Raw genomic sequence first — 15,641 nt, 5'->3', positions numbered from 1 at the left:
GCGCCGCCACCATCGCGCGGCGACCATCCCGCAGGGCAGCCCGGCGCTCTCGAGATCCGACTTCGTGCGCTTCCTCGATTTCGGCCAGCCGCGCCTTCCATTCCCGCCGCGCTTTCGAGCTGCGAACGGCATCATCGAAAAACTGGTTAGTCCCTTGATCCAGTGCCGCGATGGCTTCCGGGATGGTGCTGGTCGGCGCCGGGTAGTGCGGCTCGATCGGGTCCCATGCTTCGCGCCGACCATCGGCCAGCACATGCCGCACGCGGGCGCCACGGTCCCATAGAACCGGCGAGCCATCGCGGTTGCGCCACCACATGGCATTGAAGGATGTAGAGGACCGGAATTCCTCCGGCACCTGCGCTCGCTCATCCGCCAGCCCGCGCTTGATAGCGGCGCGAACCGTCATCTTGCCGTGCCGCTGAAACGCGATGACGGTATCAAGTGTGAGGTCGGCAGCGGTCAGAACCGGCCCGCTGTAAGCCTCACCAGCGTCATCTGCCGCAGTTCCGCTAGGCGAGGTCCGCCGCTTCCCGAAGATGGCGCCAGCCCGCGCGGAAGCCTCGGCGCGGGCCGTATCGTCATGCTCGGGCACGGCTGCCACGGCATAGGCCGCACCGCTGAAAGCCTCGACAAGCGGCGGGTCCAGAGTCAGTCCGGCGCCTGTGATGTCGGGTGCGCCAACAAAGACCAGCCGCTCGGGCGAGAAGACCGCCGGGTCCCACACAGGCTGCATGGTCGTTGAGACCACCTCGCCGGTCGCGGTGCTGCGTGCCGCCTTGCGCCAGGACAGACCCGCCAGCACTGCGGCAATCTGTAAACCTAGAGCTACTGTCCCGACCGCGTTCCGCCGGTCCAGCCGAATATACTCATGCCGCCCTGATGCTGGCAGCGGTTCACCGTTCCATCGCACGCGGCCGGTTGACGACCGCAGCCGCACGCGCCCGGCTGCACTAATACCCGGCGCTACCCGCTCCATGGTTGCCAGCCAGGCCGCATCGTCCGCAACCGCGTGCCTGATATCGTCGGGCATCTCTGGCGACGGATCTCGATCAAAGAGCATCCACCCGCCGAAGCGCCAGAACCCGCGTGTCCGCGTGACGACCGGATCGCCGCTGATGATGCGAGGCTCAGCAGCGAAGGCCGCGTCTATCTGGTCGGTCGGCGCCGTAGCGGCTAGGCCAAGCCGCCGGGCGGCCTCGGCGCGGCTGATGATGCGGAACCGCTGCCCGCGTTCCTCGCCTGCCTGCGGCGCCATTGCCGGGACATAGCCAAGCGACAGCAGCGCATCCGGCCGGTCGCCAGCCTCGCGCAGCACTGCAGCAAGCGCATCGGGATCATCGGCACGAACAACCTGCCCGTAGTAGGTTCCACGGTCGCCATGCGCCCGCTTGGTCGGTTTGCCATCGACAAGCGTAATGCGCTTGTTCGCCGGCTGGCCCGATGCGGTCCACAGCAAGGTTACGAATGCAGCCTTAGGGTCGTCGCCCTCGCCGCCCGTCACCGCACAGTATCCGAAAATGTAACATTAAGCATAACGTTGCGCCTTAAATAGTAAAGGCGCACGAAAAGCCTTGCATGGAGAGGCAAAAAAGCCTATTTGTTACGATGCATACTATTTCGTAACTGGCTGTTCTGGCCCCGGTGCTCGGTTCTCCGTGCGACCGGGGTTTTTTTATTCAGCGTGGCTCAAATAAACGGGCCGCTGCATGTGCTGAAGACGGCGTAACATCGCCATCTGCCGGTTGTCGTAAAAATTACAAAGATCGAGCCAACCTAGGGCATAAGCGCCGTGCGCGGCCCACTCCAACAGCTCGACCAGCTCGTCGGCATCCATCTGAATATGGAAAGAGCGGTCGTGCTGGTTATGCACCCGCTCGGGAATTCCCGTAGCGAAGCGGCGGGTCGGTTGGGTAGAAGCAGGAGATGCACTCATAACGGTATCGCCTTTAAATTGCGCGATGCCGTGAACCGACTTTCTGTTGCGGTTTTTCCGCAGCAGGGTTAGAAAAGTCGGGCCAGCGGTGGCGCGGTTGCTTTGATCGGGCACGGCACGTCGTAGGCACGAAAACCAAACCATCATCGAAATCAGCGCCGCTTCCTGGCAGGGAGGCGGCGCATTTCGTTGTGGTGTCAGGCACTAACCGTCTGCACTGGCACGCTACGGCCATCGCGGCTCAGGGCGTTGTAGGGCTGCGGTAACCGGCCCTTCGCCACCAGGAAGTCGGCCAGGACCTTCTCGATGTAGCCCGACAGCGAGCGCAGATCGGCGGCAGCCGCCAGCTCCATCTCGGCCCGGATATCCTTCCGAAGCCGGATATTTATCGGACTTCCTTTCTTCGCCATCTTTGCCATCCATCTGACCACGCCCGAATTGTAGCCGCCTGGGATACGGCCATGCAAGACTTTTCGTTGTTGCACCGGATGCAATGGTGGGGCCGGGGTGCGACTTCGGCCACAGTGCTAATTCGTAATGTATACCTTTCTAGTATCTCACTGCTGAGAGACTAGTCTGCCGAGTTTGTGACATATCGCTAAAGTTATTATAGAGGCATATTAGTAACGACACTGTGCAAATATAATTACGTTAAGTTCTTTATGCTTAAATCGTCATATTGGCGGTTTATCGCTTTGCATAAGTTCCTGCTTACGCCAAAGCCATTGGAGCTATCAAATAAAGCTTGGGCGCTCAGCTGGTATTGCGGGCGCTTTGAAACAGTCGCAACTGATACCGATAAAGCCCGTGCTATCGCGGCTGGCCAATTTACTGTTGCACTTCATCCAGGCGGCCATTTGCCACTTCAATCTTCGCCTTGGTTTGATCCCCAGCTTGTTTCGGTAGAGCTAATTACAGCGTAATCGCTCAGCCTTGCGGGGATGCTGTGGCTCTGGCGGGCCATCGGGCTTCAGGCTGCCGAGCCTGCGACACCACCAATGCAGCCGTCATCCATTTAAAAAAACTTGTCCAAATCAATATTATGAAACCTCAATACGCATCCACTGAGCTAACATTTCTTATATTGGAGAATCATTGTGCAAAAAAAACTTAATGCAATAGATAATGACAATCAGCTGCGGGTTTCACGCATGGCTGAAATGGATCGTCATATCGGAAACCGCATACGCACTCGCAGAATACTCATGGGACTCTCTCAGCAACAACTTTCTAGAAAAACCGGCGTGACTTACCAGCAAATGCATAAATACGAGTATGGGTATAACCGTATTTCTGCCGGACGTCTTTTTACAATTTCGCAGGCATTGGAAATTGATCTTGCGTGGTTTTTTGCAGACATGCAGCAAGAAGAAAAGCACGATTCAATGCCGCACCAGCGGATGGCGCTGGAACTGACGCGAAACTTTGCCCTGATCGATAGCGAAAAGCACCTGGAAGCGTTGCTTCAAATGGCTCGCGCCATGGCGGGAACCCAGGAAGAGACGCCAGTCAAGTAGCGTCACTACCACCAATTCATCGTAGCCTGGTTGCGTTGAAGCCAAAATCTTTTAAACCGGCATCTTTGGTAGGAGATGTGCATGCCTGATTCGAAGACGCCTTTTGATCTCGACAACCTCACCGTGCCCGAATTGGCTGCTTTGATCGAGGCCGCGCAGGCCAAGCGCCAAGAAAAGCTCGAAGGTGCCAAGGCAGACTTGCTGTCTGAATTCAGAGATAAAGCTGCCGAGCTGGGTCTGTCGATCAGCGCCTTGGTGGCAGCGCAGAAGCCTGCCAAGGAACGCAAGACGCGCCGTAGCAAGGGCGAAAAGGTCGCTCCGAAATATCAAGACCCCGCGACTGGCGGCACATGGACCGGCAGGGGGCGCGAGCCGGCTTGGATCAAGGGGAAAGATAGAGGCGAGTTTTTAGTCTAATTTTCGATTGGCATGCCTACTGCACATGTAGGCATGTCTCTTTGACTATTGTGGTACACCTACCGCCGCCGTATCGCACCAGTTACCTGTAATACCGATTTGCCGCCCCGATCGTCTCAAACGGCCGGTGTCGAATGAATTCATGCAGCAGTACCGGGTAGTTTTAGCGGAACCACTGGTGCGCCACGGACAATGATGCCGCCATCAGCGCAAGGCTCATCAGGACGGCCGCCAGTTTGGTGTGCCTTTTAGGGCCGAGGGCGACCATGGCCATCAAGGTTACGGCCAACACCATCACTATCAATTCAGAGATCAGCGCAGCCATCGGTATTGCGCCTATGTGCGCCAGAAGCCGCGCCACGCGCGTACCAGAGGGCCACCAGCCCTCTGGTTCGCCAACTCCGCTACAGTCGCATCACGGGCCATTTGGACGGCATCACGCTGAGTTTCGGCTATTAGTCTTCCGATTTCAGCTTGCTCCAACCTTCGGGCTTCTCGAGCTATGGCCTCGCGGAGAGCAGATGCCTCCCCTTCTGCCCTTGCCGCTAGAATGCGGGCTGCCTCGCGCTCGCGTTCGGCCTGTTCTGCCCGGCTACGCTGTTCCAAAGCGTCGGCCTGATGCACGGCCGTGCGCGCCCGTTCGGTCTGCAACTCCGCAGTCAACCTCTGCTCAGCCTCGCGTGCCACAGCAAGGGCATCAGTTAGCGCCCTGATATCCGGCCGTTCAACGGGTGTGCGAATGCGTGGTGAACGGGTGTGCGGCGGCATGCTCGTCACATCGCCAGCCAGCCCAGCCGGTAGCTGCACCAGGGCTTTTCCATCATTGCCCGGCATGCGGCGCCATCGCTGGCGGATAGCCTTCGCACGTACGGCTTCGGCCGTGATGCCCAGGCGTTCACCGGCCTGTGCATACGTTAGCCATTCGTTTGCATCTTCCATGCAAACGAGTGTGACGGCCGTGCGTGCGGCCAGTCAACGGCCATGCAGCCATTGCAGATTGTCGCACCTCTGGCGTGCGGGACATGTGGGAGAAAGCGGGACAAACGAGAGATAAGTTCCATTGCGTTTTTGGAGTCTTATATACAAACCAATGGGTTCAACCGCCGCCAGTTGTCGCACCCCGCCTCTTCATTCTGATTAGCACTCACACCAGGGCTGCTTCCCGATACACCGACCAGGCAACAGCAGTGAGTGCAGCAGATGGTGTGGGGGATGCGAATGCAGCGGTAAGGGCCAGATCTAGTAAGCTGCTCTCATCCCAGCAGCTTCAATTAGCCAAGGCCAAGGAAGTCATTGATGCAAAATAAGATCATTATGCTTGTTGCCCTAATGGCCGTTACAGGCTGCGCCGATAGCAAGACGAGTGTCCCGTCGCGGACGCCAAATCCCACCACAGCGCAGCAGACGCGTGATCAGCTGGATCCGGCTCGCGGCCGGCTGAAGCTGCAGGGCGAGCAATGGATCGCGCCGGAAATCCAAACCGGCCCTGATACAAAATGGGTCGCTCGGACATACCGGGCGGCCCATTCTCCTATTATTTAATTTTTAGCATCATCAAGTCGGAACATATCGATTAGAAATTGCGGGCATTGTTTGCTCAATAGTAATTTTTCGGTCTCGATTTCTAATGCGCTAAACAATCGCGCATTATTTATATAGTCAGCCCAAACCGCTTTACCGAAGTCACCATCGTCGCGGTAACTATGGAAATAGCAAACCTTCGTTGAACCGATTTTACGGGCAGACAGAACGTATTTGGCCATGATTGTTCCACGCAAGGAGCATTGAGTATAAAAAATGATACTCAATTCTTCCGTGGTGAAAGCAATGCACGGCTATAGGATATGTCCTCGATATTACTTTAAGTGAGGCTTGCTGCCTTCGAGCGTCGCTTGGAAAGCCGCTGGCAGGCCGCAGACAGCCTCACACAACGCGCCCATAGGCTTCGCCAGAGCATGGCCGAGACGCTGACCATGGCGCAGGACAAGGGTGGCGCGATGGCTCAGGCGGTAGGGCAGCGTCTGCGGCTGGTACAGCAGGCCCGGTCCATGCTGCCGGCGCTGCAACCCGACATGCAGCGGGCTGTGGCGCTCTACGGCCGCAAAGTGCGTGAAGGCATGCCGCTTGCCGATGCCGTGGCGCGGTTCTCAGACTTTGACCGGCGCAACGGTCAGCCTGCCAGAGCGGCAGAGTGGCAGCAGAGGCTGTCGGCTGAGGCCAAGGCACCAGCACCAGCCATAGAGGTACAGCTGGTGCAGAAGATAGCGCCGAAGCTCGGGATGCGGATGTCGCGGTAGCTGCTACTGCAGCACGTTGGACAAAAAATGGGCTGCCCGCGAAGGCAGCCCAAAGGAGAGAAGCTCTGGGAGACCTCTGAACAAGAGATCCCTGCTTAAACGTCGGCATGCCCGGGCTGGTTCACGCTGGACAAGTAGCGTTCCGCACGCGCACCAGGCATGGCTGGTACAAAACGGCCTAGGCGGTGCCCAGGAAGCTGCACAGGACTTACGTATCATACGGTTTCGTGCGCAGGTGCAGCATGAAAAAATCATCATCGCACCGTTTCGAAATCCGATTGCCGGCTGTTCTCGCAGAACGCATCGACCAATGGCGCCGCGATCAACCAGATCTTCCATCGCGTGCCGAAGCTGCCCGCCGCATCTTGGCTTTAGGGTTGGCCACGCTGGAGGTTCATGCCCCCGCCGACCCGTTGGTTGTCCCATAGGCTGGCTACAACGGCTTCAGCACCAAGCGCCCATCGGCCGCTTCAGCGGCGGGCGGCAACGAAGCGTTAGCCTGCTGCATGAACTCTAAACAAATGCCTGAAGCTCGCCCGCCTACTGGTGCCCATTGGAACGAAACCCTGCCCGCAGAAGACCGCGCCCGGTATGCAGCGGCATGGCAAGGCTGGCACGCTTGCCGAGATTGCCTGCACTGGAAAAGCAAACCACAGCAGACCATCGGCCGGTGCGGCCTGGAGACGCAGGCCGCATTCATCGTGCCGGAGGATTATACGTGCGACGCGTGGGCTAATGTTTCTCCCTAATTAAAAAAGGAACCAAAATGCCCGATATTTATATAACTAGTTATAAAGCTCTAATTATCTGCAAGGGCGTTCGCAAAAAGATTGAGGTTATGGAATCTCCCGGCTCTGCTGAATTTGCACCTCCAGGTTATTCAGTCAACCTTCTAAGAGAAGCACTTAAATCTATTGAAGATCAATACCTCGCCGCAAACAGATTTGCGATTTCCGGAGAAGATATTATAATCTGTTTGCTTTCTAAATATCAAGAAATGTTAGTTGATGCGTTATTTGACCATTAAAGCTAAAAACCCATCAACGCTTAGCGCGCAGCTTCCGCATCCTGATTGTCGTCCCGCCCTTGCCCGCTCCTGCACTCGGAATCCCCTCAATAAAGACCGCAGGGATTTTCTCGCCATACCACAATCCAGTTTCGGGATTGCGAATTGTATAATATTCGCCCGTTTCAGGGTTATGGTATGCGCGATAATAGAAAACGCGCTGATCCGGTGGGATTTCGTCAGGCATCGCTATTCCTCACCGGCACCAAAACCAACGGCGCGATAAGAGGCCGGTCGTGCGGCAGCCCGGCTTTCTGCAGCTCGCCTACCTTCCGCGCCCCGTCGCTTGTCAGCGTTGCCATCGGCTCCAGCCGCTTCCGCCGTGTCGCCTCATCCGCCAGAGCCACAGCCAACTGCCGGGCCAGCTCCTCGAGGACGTCGCCACCGTGCTGGCGCAGCCGCATCCGAGCCATCGTCCATGCGCGATCGACTGCGACCTCACTAACTTCGCGCCCGCCATAGACCACAGAGACGCTAGGAAACTCGCTGCGCGGCGTGGCCAGCAGCTCCCGCACCGTCGACCGCGTGCGCGCCAGCTCCTTCAGCTTTGTCGCTTCCGGCAGGTGGTCGAAGCCACCAATGCGGCCTGGCCCGAATGCCCCGACCATCAGCGACCTCCCTGCCGGCGCTGCATAAGGTCGCGTGCCGCAGCGGCAGAACCGCCTGGCGTGAACACCGGAGACGCCTGCGGAGTGAGGGGGGCGGGCGGTGCCCAGCCGGGGCTGACGCGCGCCATCATGCGCTGCTGAGCGGCCTGCTGGAGGCCAGCCTGCGGCACCGGGCGGCTGGCATGAACCTGCTCGGCGGCCCAACGTTCGCGGGCGTCCTTGGCGGCGGCCTCGCGGTCCAGAATAGCCTGCGCGGATTTGTTCGCCCTCAGCATGGAAAGCGCCTCCTGCTGAAGGCGTCTTTCATTTTGGGAGTCGGCAACATCGTGGAGAAAATCAAAGCGGGTTGGCATAATGGTATCCTTCAAAACGTAGCCATCGAATATATAATAGAATGCACGGTTAGGCGTGGCGTTGCACTATTAACTTGCGAGCGCTTTAAATCGGGAAACCCAATCTGTCTCGCCGCCACCAGATGCTATTACTACTGCTGCTGCGGCAACCAGGCAAAAATCATTATGACCGCCTACGGGATGGTCGACTACGTCCCTACCAGTGCGGCTTGTGCGACGCTCAAGCGCCAAAAACTGCTGCCGCAACCTTGGCAAATCCAATAGTTCAGCCTTGCCCGAATTGAGAATGGGCAACGCATCTCTAAAATAGTCTGATGCGGTGCGATCACTCAGTTTATATTCAATTCCTTTCTTGCGGAGTAATTCCCTGGGGAACTCCCCACCGTAACGATCACCCACCACAACCTTGCAACCGTACCGGCGGGCCGCGTCGGCAATCTGATTAGTCACGTCCTCGGGCGAGAATGGTGGGCGGAACTCAATACAATGATCGAGAACGGCCGTAGTCGTCGCGCTTGGTCCAATTCCACGCCGTTCGCTGTGAGCAATGCCGAGACAATACGAATCGCTGCTGCCGCCGCTAGGATCAACGAACGCGACATATCGGGTAGAACTAATCGGCGGCAATTCACTACGGCCGGGCTGCACTGCTGCATCAATAACTTCGGCGGAAACATAGCTAACAATATCATCGCGGAAATTGCCGCCGAATTCGGCACTAGCGGCGGCGGGATCGGTTTCGTATGCTTCGGCGACAACATCGGGATCAAGCGAAGGGTTGAGTTCTAGGCTGCTGCCTTTGAATACCAGTGTGCGGGCATCATCGCGGCCGTAGTTCCGCTTATAAGAACTATAGAGCGCGCCTTTCTTTGCATAGGGCGAGGATGCCAGCAACAGCATGGAATTTGGAATGCTGCTTAGCCCCGGCCGGATGGCGTTAAGGATTTCCTCGGCGGGATTGGCGCTTGTCTCGTCGCGCCAGAATGCAACCTCGTCAGCAACCACGGCGGCATAGGTATAACCGCGTGTTGCACGTAGGTTAGCCGTGCCAACTTCAATAATTACCGAATTATTTAGAGTTATTGATTCTGTTAGTTCTTCCACAACCATTGGCTTGAGCAATGGAATATTGCGGAACGCGCCAGCAATATATCGGAATATTGTTCTGGCTTGCCTCCTATCGCTGGCAAGCACAGCAATGGTTGCTAGCTCGCCGGGTGCGAGGTACGGGCGGTAATCGCGGAAACATGCAAGATATGTTGCAACGTAACTGCAAACCCTGCTTTTTCCCGCTCTGCGCCCGCAGATTAGCGACGCCTCACGAACCGGGGCAGTTGGCGCGACAGTGCGGCCCGTGAATTGTTTGAATAACTCAAACTGCTCGGGTGTCATCGGCAGGCCGAACAACCCGCCCAGAAACGCTTTCCACGGCTCCCACGACGCACCTTTAAAGTGCGGGCCGAACAGGTTTGGATCTTCCATTACGGTCAAAATATCAGGCATAGTTATCGCAACAGGCAAGCTAATCTGTTTTGGCTTCACTCTGAGATACTTTCTTTAATAACAATCGAACTGTATTTGGTGTCCATCTGCAATTTAATGGTGTTCTAAAACCATGCCTGTTTAAATAATTTGAAATATCGGCACTTGTCGTCACGCCAGCTGCGCGGGCTTCTATAATTACCTTTATTATAGCCGCAGCAGCAGCGGCAGTTCTGGCCTTGCGGGTGGTGTTCAGAGCGGCGCGGGCGGCAGTAATCGGCATTAGCGGAGCTCAAGCCGGTGTAACAGGATGCCTACTTGCGCCGACGTCCATAAACCACCGCGAATTGCAGGATAGCCGGCATCATTCAGCGCCCGCGCGATGTGCGTCGTGCCGGTAATACCTTCAACAACAAGTTTTCGAATTAGCGGCTCTAACGCTTTTGCGTGGGCCATACTTGCTACGGCAATCTCCTGGCGGGTGGCCATCAGGCAACATCCTTCGGGGGCCTTGGCAGGAGGATTGGACAGCCGGATGGCACCAAGCGGGCTTGCGCGTGGTGTGGCGCTGGTGACAACGAGCGGCATTATAGATTCTTCAGTCTCAGCATAAGGTGCCGCACCGTCGAGCCCGTCCATGACTTTCCAGAACTCGTCTGAATATCACGATCATTGAGTTGCCAGGCAATTGCTTCAAACGTGCTCGCACCCCCTTCGCGGAGCTCGCCGATCAATGGTGCCAGGGCGCGAGCACGAGCATCGGCGAGAGCGCGCAGGGCTGCACCATTTGATGTTCGATTAGCGGTAATCACGGGCATCGCGCACGCTCCGCCTGTCGCAGCACAAAACTAATTCTATGCTCGTTCCATAGACAATTTAGTGATGAGCGGGAGCCACGCGCGTTCAGATAATTTGCAATTTCAGCGTGTGTACTTGCACCAGCCGCCTGCGCCTCGCGGATCAACAACAGCGTTGCGGCAGCATGCGCAGCAGCACGAGCCCGACGGCTGGCAATGCTGGTAGCCCGTGCGGCATCGCTGAAGGTCATCATGCGGCCTCCCGCGCCGCTGCGGCGGGATCAATGACGCGGTAGACAGAGGACCGCGCCACGCCCAGCCGGCGGGCAATCTCGGCAGGCTTCACACCATCGGCCAGCAGGCGCCGCATCTCGTCGGCCTGCCGCGCTACGGTCGGAACGCCTCCCTTGTACTTGCCTTCGCCTTTTGCTTTGGCGATGCCTTCGCGCTGGCGCTCCAGCATCAGGGTCCGCTCAAACTCTGCGACGGCGCCTAGCATCGTCAGGGTGAATTTTCCGGTCGGGTTGCGCGTATCAACCGGCTGGCCGCCCATGGACAAAATCAGCAGCCCCACGCCCTTGGCTTCCAGCCGGGCGACGATGGCCAGGAGGTCGAACACGCTACGGGCCAGCCGGTCCGGCTTGGTCACAAGGAACACGTCGCCTTCGCGGGCAAAATCGATAGCGGCTTCGAGGGCAACGCGCTTAGCAACACTGGAAACCTGTTCCTTGAAAATCTTCTCGCATCCGGCAGCCTGGAGGTCGCGCTGCTGCGCCTCGAAACCGGCTTCCTGTTCCACGGTGCTGGTGCGGGCATATCCGATGAGCATGGCGGGGCGTCCTGTGTCCGATGATGTCTTAAACATCGTAGGACTCGGCGTCCGATTGGTCAAGCATAATGTGCATAGGACAAAAAGAGAGGTGCGCCGGCTGTAGCGTGGTAGCGGGACCTATAGGACAAAGAAGCATCAACCCGCCGGCCATCACGCCACCCACCCCAGCCGGGCCGCCTGCTCCACCATCGCCAAGCAATCGGCCTCGATGGCTTCCCGCTGAAAGTTCCCAGCCAATTCCGCCGGGACCATGACGTGGCCCTGCGGCGTCACGCGCACCTCATGCGTCACACCGCCAACAGCCACGCACAGCACCACGACAGGGCCATCAGCGGTGATGCTGAGGATGCGGTAGTCCATCAGCCCCGGCCCTCAGCCAGCAGCACCCGCGCGGCCTCGGCAACGGCTGGGGCAACAGCGGTGCGTAACTCGGCGGGCCAACTCGCCGGCAACCACACGCGGCCATCCTCCGCGACGCGGGCGACGTGCAAGACCGTGCTGCCGACTTTGCCGGTAACGAGCGTCACTGCTGCCAGCCAGGCGCCGCTGCACCTGCTGGTGGCGGTAATGCGCCACACTGGCTGGCCTGCGTCTTCCGGCAGGCTGGTGGCGTCCATCATGGCTTCAGCCACGATGGCAGCAGCGCGCGGGCGGCATCGGGATGGGCCGCACCATCTCGCAAGCCGCGAAGATACCAAGCATGGCTTGAGCGTGAGATGGTGCCTTGGCATCTCCAGCATTGGCCACCGATCGGCTTAGATTCGCCATCGGCGTAGAGCGGCTGGAATTCATGCGGGCGGCCGGCGCATAGCTCAAACCGTGCGAAGTTCTCAGCCTGCTCCGCTTTGTCAGAAGTCCTCACTCTTTGAACTCAGCCTGCATGCGCTGGCGCAGTGCTTTGATGTCCTGAGCTTCCTGCTGCGCAATTCGTGCCGCCGCGTCGAAACCAGCCTTCAGGCCATAATAATAAAAATTGCCTGCCAATCTGGTGACTTTGCCGCCGCACGCAGAGCATTCCACAAAACCGGAATATCCAGCGCCACTTGCATGGAACATGTGAAAATCTGCGGTGCATGCCTCTAGCTGGCGGAAATTGGCGCGGCGTTCTGCAACTGCCCACTCGGCGTCTTCAGTCATGCCTCGCGCTCCACTTCGCTTTTCATCTTAATGTATTCGGCAAGAGCATTTGGCGACGCATCAGCAGTCGGTTTCGGCACCAAAGTAGCGTCCAGCCGCATCAGGGCCTTCTGAAGACTCGAAGACCAGCCTTGGTAAGTCCTCGCAAAAATATCCGACATTTCGCCGCCCTCGGATGCTTTTGCGTTGGCAAGACTGACATGCAAATGCAGCCAGCAAATCTGATCCACAATCATAGATTCGGTAATAGACAGCGGCCTATTGCCAAGATGCTCTAAAAGATCGCGCCGTACCTTTTTCATCAGTCGTGCGGGCGCAGTGCGCTTGTCTAAGCGATTAACTGCGGTTTTGCGACTAAATGGGCCTAATTCTTTTGCCAAAATGCGTAACCTGATAACTGCACGATACTATGCGGGTAATCAAGGTTATATGCTTGTTACTTTTGGCGGTTCAAGACTTTATCTCGCTGGCGGGTGCTAGATTTCAAAAGGGGCAGGGCAGGGGTTTCGGATAGGCATATTCAACCCTCCCGCACTTCTGGTTCCTTTTGCTGCGCCTTGTCCAGAGTCAGGGCGCGCGTTGCTTTGTCACGAATGCGCTGCGGGCAATCGGGATTATCCCGTATTTCGGTAAGCACACCCCAGAGCCGCAGGAATTCCAGCCGCAGATATTCAGCTTTGCCTTCGGCACTTTCTGGAATTCCCCAAACCAAACCCCAACCGGCCCGCCATTCCGTCCAGGCAAATGAATCCTCCGGGTGCGGGTTAGTCAGCACATTATGCCGCTGGCGCGCTGCCAGACGACCAGCAGCACGCGGCGATAGCGGAAAAGCGATAGGCGCATCAAAATTAATCTGCATTTGAGCGGGCTTGCTCATAACGCGGCACCTTTTCCAATACGGGTGTTATTTTGATGATCGGTAAACATTTCAGGCCCCACGGTCGCGCTAACCGGGACCGGCGCGAACTGCATCCGACTTACGACAGTGAAGGTCACGCCAGGGATGACGACCGACACGGCGGGTGCAGCGGGACGTGTCGCAGGCATCTGCCAGGGCAGCAGCTTGTCCACGACCACAGCGACAGCAGGCACCGGCTCAGGCGCAGGAGCATCAGACACATAAGACGTGACGGGCTTGCCTAGCAGACGCTCCAGGGCCGCGCGGCCTGCCTTGCCGGGGATGGCGACCAGGGCCACGGATGCAGGCCCAGGCCCGGCATGGCGGTAGGTAATCGTTTCGATGGCTAATTGGGCAGTCTCAGCAATAGAGATATCAGTTAGCCGACACTGCCCAATTAGGTCCTGCAACGAAATGCCGTCCAAGTCATTCCGAACAGCCTTCTCAGAATCCCACAAGCCATTGATAACGCTTGTTTTATCTTGCGCCAGACGCCACAATTCGCGCCGGTTGGTTGGCAGCAGCCCGCCCGTGAGGCGGAACGCTTCGACCAGCCTGCTAGTGTTCAGCCGCCGCGCCTTGCCGACCTTGCCGTTATCGATTGCGCCGGTCGCCTCGTGCATGAACTGCGCCTTCGTAATCACCCGGTCGACCGTCATGTCCAATGGCAGGTTGCAGACAACGTAGAGAAGCTTCGCCTCAGGATTATGGATGGCCCGCAGCCGGTCGCCGCCCTGCTCGCTCTCACGCTCCCGATACAACTCCAGCACGCGCTGAACCCTCGGGTCCGGGTGGATGTCCACCTCAACCGGCTCACCGGACCCGTCCCGCATCCTGATGCCACGGGTCGCCTTGATGTAGCGGCCTGGCAGGTTCAGCGGTTCCGGGTCGTCGGACCATAGGGCGCGGGCATCAGCCTCCACGACTTCAACCGGCACCTGGTGGCGCCCGACAATCATCCCGGCGGTGCAATTTTCGAATTCGTTCGATCCGCGCAGATTGCCAAAATGCCCGGTTAAAACCGCATCCGACAGTGCCGGGCGCATTTCCTCGACAACTTTCTTGTAAGACGCGGTAAAGAACGGCCCATGCTTTTGCGCGAGCGCATTTGCTGCGTTTGTCAGTTCGCCACGTAACTGCGCCGCTTTGCTCGCGCTTTTATCCGACAGCGCATTACCATAGCGATCTGCGCCAAGAAGTGTGCTTTTCGGCATCGTCACATCGCGGACTTGAACAACCTGCATATTACGGTCGCATTTAACGGACTGCATGATTTCCAATCTTGCGCCGAACAATTGGCGATAGACTGACTCGTCGCCGCTCGCATCTAGCAGCAGCACCGGCACATCTTTCGCAAAAGATAGAGTTTTGCGGTAATGCACCGATACGCGATTTTGAAATTCAGTTTTGCCGTTAATCCGCACCGGCTTATTCGGATGGTAAGCAACGCCATGCGCTTGGTCGCGCGGTATGCCGATTTCCTCCTGCAATGCTGTCAGCAGTTTAAGAATCAACCCGATTTCGCTGCGCTCGTGCCGGTCAAGCTGCTCGATGACCAGCTCGTCGCTCATGTCGGGTGCGATGTCGCCGGTGAACTCGCCTTCCTCTACCGCAGTCAGGTAGGCGACAGCCGCACCAAGCCCGGCAGCATCAGCTATGCCTTGGCTCCGCAAACCAGCTAGGGCACCAGCAGGGTCGCGCAGGGCGTTGCAGACCTTCGCCATGGTGTCGCGGTAGCCCATGGCTGCGCCGAAATTTCCACCGCGATAGCCCGCCGTCTCGGTCGGCAGCAGCCGGTCAAAGCCGAATTCGATATGGCCGATCAGCGGCTTGACGCAATTTTCGTCGATGACCACGGCATCAAGCGCCGGCATCGGGCCGTGATGCGTCCCGTAGTTATGCGATCCGACGAAAACAGTAATTTCGCCCGACAGGTTGCGGCGCTTTTGCTCCTGCCATCCGCACTCACTGAAGAATGGGCAAAACTTACCATTCCCATCGTTGCACAACATCTGCCCGACCGGCAGACCAGCTTGCGCCACCCGTTCCGCCGCAACCGGCCGCAGGCACATCGCCGCGCCATCCGTGCGGTTCGGGTCGGGCTTGCCACGGCCTCGCACGACTACCGCGCCGGGAATTTTGGCTGCGATGGCTTCGGCGTTCTTCGTGCTGTCAGTCAGAAAGCCCACGTTGCCCAAGTCAGCCTGGCGCGTCGTGATGCACGCGGCGACCAGGGTTGATTTGCCGATACCGGCCGCAGCCTGCGCGACCGCCCGCCGCCCTGGTGCTCGCCAATCCGCACCA

General features: G+C 58.0%; 22 protein-coding genes. 5 read left to right on the top strand and 17 right to left on the bottom strand.

Annotated features, from left to right (window positions below; all coding sequences use genetic code 11):
* The 3 genes from QWZ14_RS30235 to QWZ14_RS30225 all read right to left on the bottom strand — a co-directional run.
* A partial coding sequence (locus QWZ14_RS30235) for a hypothetical protein (protein ID WP_290320785.1) occupies positions 1-1,501 on the bottom strand: 1,501 nt, incomplete at its 3' end.
* A gap of 171 nt (positions 1,502-1,672) precedes the next feature.
* Positions 1,673-2,080, bottom strand: coding sequence for a hypothetical protein (locus QWZ14_RS32165; RefSeq protein ID WP_290320784.1), 408 nt, complete (start codon positions 2,078-2,080; stop codon positions 1,673-1,675).
* 50 nt (positions 2,081-2,130) lie between these two features.
* Positions 2,131-2,343, bottom strand: a complete 213-nt coding sequence (locus QWZ14_RS30225) for a hypothetical protein (RefSeq protein ID WP_290320783.1) — start codon at positions 2,341-2,343, stop codon at positions 2,131-2,133.
* A 687-nt stretch (positions 2,344-3,030) separates the two neighbouring features.
* On the opposite strand from QWZ14_RS30225, the gene QWZ14_RS30220 reads away from it, so the two are divergent.
* Together QWZ14_RS30220 and QWZ14_RS30215 are read left to right on the top strand one after the other, a co-directional pair.
* Positions 3,031-3,450: a helix-turn-helix domain-containing protein gene (locus tag QWZ14_RS30220; RefSeq protein WP_290320782.1), complete on the top strand. Its 420-nt coding sequence runs from the start codon at positions 3,031-3,033 to the stop codon at positions 3,448-3,450.
* A gap of 81 nt (positions 3,451-3,531) precedes the next feature.
* A complete protein-coding gene (locus QWZ14_RS30215) occupies positions 3,532-3,867 on the top strand; it encodes an H-NS histone family protein (protein ID WP_290320780.1) in 336 nt (111 codons plus the stop codon).
* Between the two features lie 163 nt (positions 3,868-4,030).
* Here the strand turns inward: QWZ14_RS30215 and QWZ14_RS30210 are convergent, their stop codons facing one another.
* Complete coding sequence (locus tag QWZ14_RS30210) at positions 4,031-4,192, bottom strand: hypothetical protein (RefSeq protein WP_290320779.1); 162 nt, start codon at positions 4,190-4,192, stop codon at positions 4,031-4,033.
* Between the two features lie 971 nt (positions 4,193-5,163).
* On the opposite strand from QWZ14_RS30210, the gene QWZ14_RS30205 reads away from it, so the two are divergent.
* The 3 genes from QWZ14_RS30205 (at position 5,164) to QWZ14_RS30195 (ending at position 7,191) form a co-directional block, all read left to right on the top strand.
* Positions 5,164-5,409, top strand: a complete 246-nt coding sequence (locus QWZ14_RS30205) for a hypothetical protein (protein WP_290320778.1) — start codon at positions 5,164-5,166, stop codon at positions 5,407-5,409.
* A gap of 413 nt (positions 5,410-5,822) precedes the next feature.
* Entirely contained in the window at positions 5,823-6,164 is a 342-nt protein-coding gene (locus QWZ14_RS30200) for a hypothetical protein (protein WP_290320777.1), read from the top strand.
* 766 nt (positions 6,165-6,930) lie between these two features.
* Positions 6,931-7,191: a hypothetical protein gene (locus tag QWZ14_RS30195; RefSeq protein WP_290320776.1), complete on the top strand. Its 261-nt coding sequence runs from the start codon at positions 6,931-6,933 to the stop codon at positions 7,189-7,191.
* A gap of 13 nt (positions 7,192-7,204) precedes the next feature.
* On the opposite strand, the gene QWZ14_RS30190 is transcribed toward QWZ14_RS30195, so the two are convergent.
* The 13 genes from QWZ14_RS30190 to QWZ14_RS30130 all read right to left on the bottom strand — a co-directional run.
* The gene (locus QWZ14_RS30190; RefSeq protein WP_290320775.1) at positions 7,205-7,417 is read right to left on the bottom strand and encodes a hypothetical protein; all 213 of its coding nucleotides are present in this window, start codon (positions 7,415-7,417) and stop codon (positions 7,205-7,207) included.
* On the bottom strand, positions 7,410-7,838 hold the full coding sequence (locus QWZ14_RS30185; protein ID WP_290320774.1) for a hypothetical protein: 429 nt from the start codon (positions 7,836-7,838) through the stop codon (positions 7,410-7,412). The genes QWZ14_RS30190 and QWZ14_RS30185 overlap by 8 nt, the downstream gene beginning before the upstream one ends.
* Complete coding sequence (locus QWZ14_RS30180) at positions 7,838-8,191, bottom strand: hypothetical protein (protein ID WP_290320773.1); 354 nt, start codon at positions 8,189-8,191, stop codon at positions 7,838-7,840. The genes QWZ14_RS30185 and QWZ14_RS30180 overlap by 1 nt, the downstream gene beginning before the upstream one ends.
* Before the next feature lie 69 nt (positions 8,192-8,260).
* Entirely contained in the window at positions 8,261-9,733 is a 1,473-nt protein-coding gene (locus QWZ14_RS30175; protein ID WP_290320772.1) for a hypothetical protein, read from the bottom strand.
* Complete coding sequence (locus QWZ14_RS30170) at positions 9,714-9,956, bottom strand: recombinase family protein (protein WP_290320771.1); 243 nt, start codon at positions 9,954-9,956, stop codon at positions 9,714-9,716. Before QWZ14_RS30170 ends, QWZ14_RS30175 begins: the two co-directional genes overlap by 20 nt.
* Positions 9,956-10,312, bottom strand: a complete 357-nt coding sequence (locus tag QWZ14_RS30165) for a hypothetical protein (RefSeq protein ID WP_290320770.1) — start codon at positions 10,310-10,312, stop codon at positions 9,956-9,958. Before QWZ14_RS30165 ends, QWZ14_RS30170 begins: the two co-directional genes overlap by 1 nt.
* 408 nt (positions 10,313-10,720) lie before the next feature.
* Positions 10,721-11,299 carry a recombinase family protein gene (locus QWZ14_RS30160; protein ID WP_290320769.1) on the bottom strand — a complete coding sequence of 193 codons (579 nt, stop codon included), beginning with the start codon at positions 11,297-11,299 and terminating at the stop codon, positions 10,721-10,723.
* Positions 11,300-11,452: 153 nt separating this feature from the next.
* Positions 11,453-11,662, bottom strand: coding sequence for a hypothetical protein (locus QWZ14_RS30155; RefSeq protein ID WP_290320768.1), 210 nt, complete (start codon positions 11,660-11,662; stop codon positions 11,453-11,455).
* Positions 11,662-11,922 carry a hypothetical protein gene (locus QWZ14_RS30150; protein WP_290320766.1) on the bottom strand — a complete coding sequence of 87 codons (261 nt, stop codon included), beginning with the start codon at positions 11,920-11,922 and terminating at the stop codon, positions 11,662-11,664. Before QWZ14_RS30150 ends, QWZ14_RS30155 begins: the two co-directional genes overlap by 1 nt.
* Before the next feature lie 238 nt (positions 11,923-12,160).
* Positions 12,161-12,439, bottom strand: a complete 279-nt coding sequence (locus tag QWZ14_RS30145) for a hypothetical protein (RefSeq protein WP_290320765.1) — start codon at positions 12,437-12,439, stop codon at positions 12,161-12,163.
* The gene (locus QWZ14_RS30140) at positions 12,436-12,819 is read right to left on the bottom strand and encodes a hypothetical protein (protein ID WP_290320764.1); all 384 of its coding nucleotides are present in this window, start codon (positions 12,817-12,819) and stop codon (positions 12,436-12,438) included. Before QWZ14_RS30140 ends, QWZ14_RS30145 begins: the two co-directional genes overlap by 4 nt.
* A 140-nt stretch (positions 12,820-12,959) precedes the next feature.
* A complete protein-coding gene (locus QWZ14_RS30135; protein ID WP_290320763.1) occupies positions 12,960-13,316 on the bottom strand; it encodes a hypothetical protein in 357 nt (118 codons plus the stop codon).
* Positions 13,313-15,641, bottom strand: a 2,329-nt coding sequence (locus tag QWZ14_RS30130) for a hypothetical protein (RefSeq protein WP_290320762.1), incomplete at its 5' end; no start/stop codon positions are given. The genes QWZ14_RS30135 and QWZ14_RS30130, both read right to left, overlap by 4 nt.

This window comes from Paeniroseomonas aquatica (assembly GCF_030409335.1).
In the GTDB taxonomy this organism is placed as follows: Bacteria; Pseudomonadota; Alphaproteobacteria; order Acetobacterales; family Acetobacteraceae; genus Belnapia; species Belnapia aquatica.
Note: the sequence above shows the minus strand (reverse complement) of the source record. Positions and strands in the feature narration are given on the sequence as shown.

What these genes read in the sequence shown, in the direction of transcription:
- QWZ14_RS32165 (WP_290320784.1), bottom strand. Translation starts at nt 2,080, where the DNA reads ATGATGGTTTGGTTTTCGTGCCTACGACGTGCCGTGCCCGATCAAAGC.
- QWZ14_RS30225 (WP_290320783.1), bottom strand. Translation starts at nt 2,343, where the DNA reads ATGGCGAAGAAAGGAAGTCCGATAAATATCCGGCTTCGGAAGGATATC.
- QWZ14_RS30215 (WP_290320780.1), top strand. Translation starts at nt 3,532, where the DNA reads ATGCCTGATTCGAAGACGCCTTTTGATCTCGACAACCTCACCGTGCCC.
- QWZ14_RS30210 (WP_290320779.1), bottom strand. Translation starts at nt 4,192, where the DNA reads ATGGCTGCGCTGATCTCTGAATTGATAGTGATGGTGTTGGCCGTAACC.
- QWZ14_RS30205 (WP_290320778.1), top strand. Translation starts at nt 5,164, where the DNA reads ATGCAAAATAAGATCATTATGCTTGTTGCCCTAATGGCCGTTACAGGC.
- QWZ14_RS30200 (WP_290320777.1), top strand. Translation starts at nt 5,823, where the DNA reads ATGGCCGAGACGCTGACCATGGCGCAGGACAAGGGTGGCGCGATGGCT.
- QWZ14_RS30195 (WP_290320776.1), top strand. Translation starts at nt 6,931, where the DNA reads ATGCCCGATATTTATATAACTAGTTATAAAGCTCTAATTATCTGCAAG.
- QWZ14_RS30190 (WP_290320775.1), bottom strand. Translation starts at nt 7,417, where the DNA reads ATGCCTGACGAAATCCCACCGGATCAGCGCGTTTTCTATTATCGCGCA.
- QWZ14_RS30185 (WP_290320774.1), bottom strand. Translation starts at nt 7,838, where the DNA reads ATGGTCGGGGCATTCGGGCCAGGCCGCATTGGTGGCTTCGACCACCTG.
- QWZ14_RS30180 (WP_290320773.1), bottom strand. Translation starts at nt 8,191, where the DNA reads ATGCCAACCCGCTTTGATTTTCTCCACGATGTTGCCGACTCCCAAAAT.
- QWZ14_RS30170 (WP_290320771.1), bottom strand. Translation starts at nt 9,956, where the DNA reads ATGCCGATTACTGCCGCCCGCGCCGCTCTGAACACCACCCGCAAGGCC.
- QWZ14_RS30165 (WP_290320770.1), bottom strand. Translation starts at nt 10,312, where the DNA reads ATGGACGGGCTCGACGGTGCGGCACCTTATGCTGAGACTGAAGAATCT.
- QWZ14_RS30160 (WP_290320769.1), bottom strand. Translation starts at nt 11,299, where the DNA reads ATGCTCATCGGATATGCCCGCACCAGCACCGTGGAACAGGAAGCCGGT.
- QWZ14_RS30155 (WP_290320768.1), bottom strand. Translation starts at nt 11,662, where the DNA reads ATGGACTACCGCATCCTCAGCATCACCGCTGATGGCCCTGTCGTGGTG.
- QWZ14_RS30150 (WP_290320766.1), bottom strand. Translation starts at nt 11,922, where the DNA reads ATGATGGACGCCACCAGCCTGCCGGAAGACGCAGGCCAGCCAGTGTGG.
- QWZ14_RS30145 (WP_290320765.1), bottom strand. Translation starts at nt 12,439, where the DNA reads ATGACTGAAGACGCCGAGTGGGCAGTTGCAGAACGCCGCGCCAATTTC.
- QWZ14_RS30135 (WP_290320763.1), bottom strand. Translation starts at nt 13,316, where the DNA reads ATGAGCAAGCCCGCTCAAATGCAGATTAATTTTGATGCGCCTATCGCT.